The sequence below is a fragment of the Nonomuraea sp. NPDC049141 genome, from assembly GCF_040648415.1.
Classification (GTDB): Bacteria; Actinomycetota; Actinomycetes; order Streptosporangiales; family Streptosporangiaceae; genus Nonomuraea.
The window spans coordinates 1-2,077 of the sequence record NZ_JBEZDR010000155.1 but is presented as its reverse complement, the minus strand read 5'-3'; the positions used below and the strand labels follow the sequence as shown (position 1 = coordinate 2,077).

Annotated in this window: 2 protein-coding genes and 1 pseudogene; all 3 read left to right on the top strand. The window is 70.0% G+C overall.

The annotated features are described in order from the left end of the window. The coding region (locus tag AB0B91_RS65390; protein ID WP_358343082.1) for a hypothetical protein at positions 1 to 573 on the top strand (573 nt) is incomplete at its 5' end. Between the two features lie 178 nt (positions 574 to 751). Next, positions 752 to 1,705 carry a thioredoxin-disulfide reductase gene (gene trxB, locus AB0B91_RS65385; protein WP_089002805.1) on the top strand — a complete coding sequence of 318 codons (954 nt, stop codon included), beginning with the start codon at positions 752 to 754 and terminating at the stop codon, positions 1,703 to 1,705. 29 nt (positions 1,706 to 1,734) lie between these two features. Then, positions 1,735 to 1,980, top strand: a pseudogene (gene trxA, locus AB0B91_RS65380) (thioredoxin); the annotation flags it as partial. Between the last annotated feature and the right edge of the window lie 97 nt (positions 1,981 to 2,077).

Genomic DNA, 2,077 nt, shown 5'->3' with positions numbered 1-2,077 from the left:
TTCAAGTGCAACAACAGTGCCTACCGGCCCGCCGCGGTGTCCATCGCGGCGGTCGGCCTCGGCGTCGACCAGTTCACCAGGGATCAGCAGACCGGCGGTGCCGCGGACACGGCGTTGCCCGGCTCCGCCCACCGCGAGGAGGCAGCCGGCCCGGCCACCGCCACGCCGTTCCGAATCTCCGGCGAGCCGTCGGTACGCAGCGGCACGGACTACACGCCGGAGTCACTGGCCGCCCTCCCGTCGTCGCCGAAGGCACGGCCGTTCACCGGCGGACCGCCCGGGGAACAGCCCGGCGTCCAGGCGGAGGGCGGGCGGCTGCCCAGCTCCGCCCTCGGCCTCGATCGGCTCACCGACCCCGCCGCGCTGGGCGCCTGCATCGGCGCGATCAAGGCCGAGCACGGCAACGGTCCGTTGGTGGTCGACGTGGTCGACTACGCCCGCTTCCAGGGGCGCCCGGCGCTGATCGTGCGCTTCACCGACGCCACGGGGGCGGGCTGGGCCTGGGCCAGCGGCCCGGAATGCGGGGTCCCCGGGTCCGGCTCGGACAGCCGCTACCGCACGCGGGTAGGGTGAATTCGCGGCCACCGGACGTTTGACCGTCCACGTGACCTGACCCACCGGATGACCGGCTCGGGAATCCCCGGTTCGTACGATGACGTTCTGCACATCGAAGTGCCGGCACCGAGGGGCGTCGGCATCGGATCGGCATCGGTGCGCGCCGATGACGAACAACACGAATCGGGAGACGGCAGTGGACGAGGTCCGCAACCTGATCATCATCGGCTCCGGGCCGGCCGGTTACACGGCGGCGGTCTACGCGGCGCGCGCCAACCTCAAACCGCTCATCATCGAGGGCGTGCAGTCCGGCGGTGCGCTGATGACGACCACCGAGGTGGAGAACTTCCCCGGCTTCGCCGACGGCATCCTCGGCCCTGAGCTGATGGACAACATGCGCAAGCAGGCCGAGCGGTTCGGCGCGGAGTTCCTCACCGACGACGTGACGCGGGTCGAGCTGAAGGACACCGGCAGCGTGGGCTCCGACGCCGTCAGCACCGTCTGGGTGGGCCAGACCGCGTACCGGGCCAGGGCGGTCATCCTCGCCACCGGCTCCGCGTGGCGTCCGCTCGGCGTTCCCGGCGAGCAGGAGTACCTGGGCCACGGCGTCTCGTCCTGCGCGACCTGCGACGGCTTCTTCTTCCGCAACCAGCACATCGTGGTCGTCGGTGGCGGTGACTCGGCGATGGAGGAGGCGAGCTTCCTCACCCGGTTCGCCGACTCGGTCACCATCCTCCACCGCCGGGACTCCTTCCGGGCCAGCAAGATCATGGCCGAGCGGGCACTGAGCAACGACAAGATCAAGGTCGAGTGGAACACCGTGGTCGAGGAAATCCTCGGCGACGACGGCAAGGTCTGCGGGGTGCGGGTACGCAACACGCACACCGGCGAGTCCAAGGTCCTCGACGTCACCGGCGTCTTCGTGGCCATCGGCCACGACCCGCGCAGCGAGCTGTTCCAGGGCCAGGTGGAGATGGACGACGAGGGCTACGTGAAGGTCGAGGCGCCCAGCACCCGCACCAGCGTGCCCGGCGTCTTCGCCGCCGGCGACCTGGTGGACCACACCTACCGGCAGGCGATCACCGCCGCCGGCACGGGCTGTGCCGCCGCGCTGGACGCCGAGCGCTTCATCGCCACGCTGCAGGGCTGAACAACCGAAACACATTCCGGAGGAGGGTCATAGTGGGAGCAACGAAGTCGGTCACCGACGCGAGTTTCGCCGTCGACGTGCTGAAGTCCGACAAGCCGGTTCTGGTGGACTTCTGGGCCGAGTGGTGCGGCCCGTGCCGCAAGGTGTCGCCGCTGCTGGAGGAGATCGCCGGCGAGATGGGCGACCAGGTCACCATCGTCAAGCTCAACATCGACGAGAACCCGGAGACCGCCCGCGCCTACCGGGTGATGTCGGTCCCGACCCTGACGGTCTTCAACGCCGGCAGGTTTCTACGACCAGCGCGTTCCCCTCGCCTTCGGATCCGGTCGAAGCTTCGGGGCCGGTCGCGGCTTCGACCGGTTTGGCGGAGGC